The sequence below is a fragment of the Zoogloea sp. genome (genome assembly GCF_017302315.1).
Taxonomy (GTDB): Bacteria; Pseudomonadota; Gammaproteobacteria; order Burkholderiales; family Rhodocyclaceae; genus Zoogloea.
Window position 1 is genome coordinate 1 of sequence record NZ_JAFLDT010000140.1, and the last position, 5,268, is coordinate 5,268.

A 5,268-nucleotide genomic window follows, 5' to 3' on the forward strand; every position below is an offset into this window, starting at 1 on the left:
TGCCGGCCGGCATGCGCACCCTCGAATACCTGCTCACCGCGCCCCCCGGCCGCTACCTGTGGCTGCGCGTGCGCCTTGCCGGCACCCGGCGCCAGGGGCCCAGCCTGTTTGCCCTGCGCGCCACCTTCCCGCGCCCGTCCCTGCTCGACTACCTGCCCGCCTACTGGCGCTCCGACCCGGCCGGTGCCGACGCCACCGAACGCGCCCTGGCCCTCTTCGAAGGCTGGATGACCGAGATGGACCAGCGCATCGACGTGCTGCCCCAGCTCATCGACCCGCGCCTGGTGCCCGCCGAGGCCCTGCCCTGGCTGGGCAGCTTCCTGGCCCTGAGCTTCGATACCAGGGTACGCGAAGGGGTGCGCCGCGAGTTGCTGCTGCACATGGCCGAGCTATACCGGGCCCGCGGCACCGGGCCCGGTCTGGCACGGCTGCTCTCCATCCTCGCCGAAGCCCCGGTGCAGATCATCGAGGGCTTCCGCCTGCGCCGGCCCAGCGCCGCCTTCCTGGGCAGCGCCCTGCTCGGGCCGGCCCTCGAACTGGGCGGCAGCGAGAGCACCCTCGACGCCGCCGGCCTGGAAGACTGGGAGGAGGAGCTGGCCGGTGCCCACGCCGCCCTGATGCTGCGTCGCGCCACCCAGGACAGCCCCTGCCCGGCCCGCGATCCGGACGACCCCCTGCCCGACGACGCCCTGCTGGCCTTCTACCGCCGCCACGCCCACCGCTTCACGGTGATCGTGCCGCGGGCGCGCTGCAGCATCCTGGCCGCCGTGCTGGAGCTGGCCATCGAGACCGGCAAGCCGGCCCACACCCTGCACCGCCTGTGCTGGCTGGATGCCGGCTTCCGTGTCGGCAGCGCCAGCCTGGTGGGCGTGTCCCACCTGGGGCCGGTGGACAAGGCCGAACCCGCCGTGCTCGGCAGTGCCGTGCTATCCACCTTCACCACCCTCCACCGTGGCCGTCGTGAAGACCGCTACCCGTATTTCAAACCCATGAACCCATGGGAGGCATCGCCATGAGCACCCCTACCGCCGCTGAAACCTTCATCCCCCTGGACGACCTCGATCCGGCCACGCCGGGCGACCCGTTCACCCGGCTACGCTACAGCTACGGGCAACTCCTCGGTGCTGAAGACTTCACCACCGAGCAGCGCTACTTCCTGCTGCGCAGCCGCCTGCACAACGCCGCCCTGCACGGATATGGCACGGTGTGGGGGCTCAAGGTGGGCAGCCAGGAAAACGAGACCACCCTCACCCTGACCTGCGACACCGGGCTCGCCATCGACCCCCTGGGGCGCGAGGTGTACGTGCCCCAGAAGGTCTGCCTGGACATCACCGGGCTGGCCACCACGCGCTTCTGGGCCGACCTGGCGGCGCCTCCGCCGGGGCCGGGCGTGGAGGTCACGGCGGACAATCCCCGCCGCCGGGTCTACGTGGTGCTGCGCTACCGGGCCTGCCTGACCGAGCAGGTGCCGGCCATCACCCAACCCTGCGCCGGCCAGGACGCCGGGCTGGCCCCGTCCCGGGTGCAGGACGGCTACCGTCTGTGCCTGGAGGCCGCGCCACCCGACCTCACCGGCCTGCCGGTGCGTGACATCACCACCCGGGCCAACCCGCCGGCGGATTTCCGCACCCGTCTCCTCGAACACATCATCAACCCCGACACGCCGCCCCCCGCCCGGCTGTGGAGCGGCGCCGACGACGCGCCCCTGCTCCTCGCCGTGCTCGACCTGGAGCCGGTGGGCGAGCCGGTGGAGCGGGTGAAGCTCTTCGGCACCATCGACAACAGCGTGCGCGCCCTGCTGCCCGCGGTGCAGGCGGTGGCCGACCTGGCCCTGGGCATCCGCCTCGAAGCCGCCGGCGCCCCGGTGCCCTTCCAGGCCGGCAAGCTGCAAAGCCGGGCGGGCGAAGGCGCCGATGCGGCCCGCAGCTTCCTCGACCTGATCACCACCCGCCCCCTGATGCCCGCCAGTCTGTCCCCCGGATCGGTGCGCGTACTGCGCTTCGACGAAGCCAACAAGCAGTGGCTGCCGGTGGCCATCGCCACCCAGACCCCCTCCGCCACCGGCCTCGCCCTGGTCGTCGACGAAGTCCTGCAGGCAGGAGCGCCCATCCAGGTGTGCCTGCTGGGCACGGGCGCGGAGGCCATCCTCGACATGGGCGGACAGCCCCTGGCGGGCGCCATCGGCGAGGTCGTGCCCCCCGGCACTGGCAGGGACGCCTGCCTGTTCACCCTTCACCCCACCACCGCCTGAGCCGGAGGCCGACATGAGCACGAACAAGTGGAAGAACATGGACGCCGGCCTGCTGACGATGGTCGCCAAGGTCGCCCGCAACGAAGCCCTCAGCGCCGCCGACGAGGTGTCCATCGCCGAGTTTCTGAAAGGCTATGCCGGCGCCGGCGCCGAACCCGGCTTTGCCGGTGGCCCGAGCGGTGACGTGCGCGGCAGCAACAACCTGCGCCGCACCAACTGGTTCAACGGCCGCTACCTCACCGCCGAAGCCCTGTCGCGCCAGGACGTGTATTTCGACACCCGGGCGCGCCTTGCCGCCCACGCCCAGATGCCGGGCATCGCCTGGGGCCTGGGCCTGTCCGCCGACGGCCTCAACAGCACCCCCATCGACAGCGAGGGGCGCTTTGGCGGCCTGCCGTCCAGCCGCAACATCACCCTGCGCCGGGGCCTCGCCTTCGACCACATCGGCCGCCCCATCCTGGTGTCCACGCCCTTCACCTTCAGCATCGACCAGCTCATCGGCGCCTATCGCAAGACACCCCAGAAAGTGGTGGGCGGCGGCGTGGATTTCATGCCCTGCGTGTGCCTGGTGAATGACCCGGCCGGCCCCACCGGCGGCAGCGCGGCCCTGCCCTCCGGCCCCTTCCTGCTGGTCATCCAGCCCGGCGAAACCGAAGAGGGCGGCGCCAAGGTGATGGGCGAGATCTGCGGTGGCGCGGCCTCGGCCAACTGCCGCGCCGACACCTGGCGGGGTGGTTTCGGCCTGTCGCTGGTGCGCTTCCCGGTGGAGCTGCCCTTCCGCCAGGATCTGCAGTCGGCCTGGGATCTGCGCGGCACCCTGTCGGCCTATTTCTTCGACGTCTTCGAGCACGCCCTGTGGAAGCGCTGGGACCCGAACTTTGCCACCCACGGCCCCTTCTGCGCCGACACCGGCCCGGGCCGCCACGACGCCGCTGCCATCGCCCTGGCCATGGTCTATCTGGGCGAGGACGGCAGCGCCCTGTTCATGGACCAGTGGATTCCCCGCCGCACCATCTGCGATACCCCGGCCGAAGACTGGCACCGCACCCGCTTCGGCGCCCCGCCCCGGGCCGCCGCCTGGGCGCGCATCCACCAGTTCCAGTGCATGCTGGCCGAAAGCCTGGCCCTGCGCCCCTCCAATGCGGACAACACCAACCTGTTTGCCCGCGGCTTCCGGCACATACCGCCCATCGGCTTCCTGCCCGTCAAGCCCGGCCCGGCCGACGACAAGCGCCCCATGGGCATCCCCCTCTTCGACAAGCTTCTGGGCACCACCCAGGGCGCCCAATGGCTGGTCTCGCCCCTGGTGCGTAATGCGCTCGGGCAGGCGGAGGACTACTTCCAGGGCACCCGGGTGATCACCTACGGGGTGGTGGCCCTGCACGACGACGACATCCTTGAGGATCTCAACAACGTTTTCGACAAGGACCCGATCCAGCTCAGCCTGCGCCCGCCCCGCAGCAACCCGGACCCGGCCACGGCGGTCGTCGGTGCCCCGGCACCCGGCCAGTACAAGGCATCGCTGTATCAGGCCGGCACGGTGCAGACCTCCAACGCGGTGGCCCTGCCCGGCTTCCTGGGGGTGCTGGCCAACCTGTTCGATGTGCTGGGCATGGATGAACTGGTGAATCGGCGCACCGAGATCGTCAAGCTGGTGGTGCCCCTGCAGGGACTCACCCGGGAACATCCCCTGGTAGGCCGCCTGCAGGAGGATGCCCTCAACCAGGCCCAGTCCTGGGGTGTGAACCCCTTGCTCACCGCAGCCAACCCCCTCGGCCAGCTAGGCACGGTCAACGACACCGCCGAAGCCCTGGCCGGCCTGGTGGCACGCCTCGGGCTGGACATGCTGCCACGCCATTTCGTGGTGTATGTCAAGCAGCGCCTGGTGCTGCTCGATCTGCTGTTCTACCTGCTGGAGATCCTCCAGTTCCTGCTCAATTTCATGCGCGAGATCCAGAGCCTCGGCAAGACCGGCAGCACCGGCAGCACCGGCAGCACCGGCAACGCCCAGAGCAGCGTGTCCTCCGAGCAGGTGCGCATCCAGTACCTGCGCCAGCCCGCCGAAAAGCGCGCCATGGTGGAAGCCATCCTGGCCGAGCCCGACGTACAGGCCAGCATCGTCCGGGCAGCGGATCTGAGCGGCTCCGGCATCGCCGTGACCACCCGCAATCAGGCCTTCCTGGACAAGGTGCAGAGCACCGAATCGTCCCTCGCCAACACCATCGCCGACCCCGCCGAGCGCAAGCGGGTCGCCCTCGGCCAGGTGGCCGACAGCTACGCCGCCGAGTACCCGGACTACCAGCTCGTCCAGGTGCTGGCCGCCGTGCAGCCCCAGCACACCCTGGCCGTGGTCAACAAACTGTCGGTGACCCGCAGCGCCGAGCCCACCCGCAGCCTCGGCGACGATCTGGTCAAGGACGGCCCCGCCGTGTTCGAGGCCGACGAAGCCCGGACCCTCTATGTGGACCTGAAGTCCGGACTGGAGAGCCGCAAGGTGGCCGACTATGTGAAGGGCAGCGACAGCCAGTTGACGGTGAAGGAGGTGCTGGCAAGCACGCCGGACGAAGCCGAGAAGCTGCTCGGCGCCGAGCGCTATGCCGAGTTCCGCAAGAACTACCAGGCCGACCGGGCCGCCGCCATCACCGGGGCCGAAGCCCTCGCCAAGGGCGTGCCGAGCGAGCTGGCGGTGAAGGTGGAGGCCGGCATCCAGGCCGGCACCCCCGCCGAGAGCGTGGTCGAAACACTGAAGGCCGAAACCGCCACCAACAGCGCCAACCGCCCGGTTCTCGACCAGACCGCCAACCTGCTGCGCATCACCGGCGGGCAGGCCGGCTTCCTCAAGCGGGTGAAGCGCACCTGACGCCCGTCCATGAACGACTTCGTAGACATCGCCCGCTTGACCACCCGCATCCGCAGCACCGAGGCGGAGCACGCCGGGATGCTTGCGGGGCAGGTGCGCCAACTGGCCGACCGTCAGCTCGCCCGGGCCCTGGAGGGCGCCGGCGACCGGGCCTTGG

Annotated in this window: 3 protein-coding genes; all 3 read left to right on the forward strand. The window is 70.6% G+C overall.

Annotated features, from left to right (window positions below; translation table 11 throughout):
* Positions 1–1,016, forward strand: a 1,016-nt coding sequence (locus J0L98_RS20995) for a phage tail protein (RefSeq protein ID WP_296414134.1), incomplete at its 5' end; no start/stop codon positions are given.
* Positions 1,013–2,251, forward strand: coding sequence for a hypothetical protein (locus J0L98_RS21000; protein ID WP_296414135.1), 1,239 nt, complete (start codon positions 1,013–1,015; stop codon positions 2,249–2,251). The genes J0L98_RS20995 and J0L98_RS21000, both read left to right, overlap by 4 nt.
* 13 nt (positions 2,252–2,264) lie before the next feature.
* Positions 2,265–5,111, forward strand: coding sequence for a hypothetical protein (locus J0L98_RS21005; RefSeq protein ID WP_296414137.1), 2,847 nt, complete (start codon positions 2,265–2,267; stop codon positions 5,109–5,111).
* The last annotated feature ends 157 nt before the right edge of the window (positions 5,112–5,268 follow it).

Excerpts from the sequence above, each read along its gene's own strand:
- J0L98_RS21005 (WP_296414137.1), top strand. The coding sequence starts at position 2,265 with ATGAGCACGAACAAGTGGAAGAACATGGACGCCGGCCTGCTGACGATG.
- J0L98_RS21000 (WP_296414135.1), top strand. The coding sequence starts at position 1,013 with ATGAGCACCCCTACCGCCGCTGAAACCTTCATCCCCCTGGACGACCTC.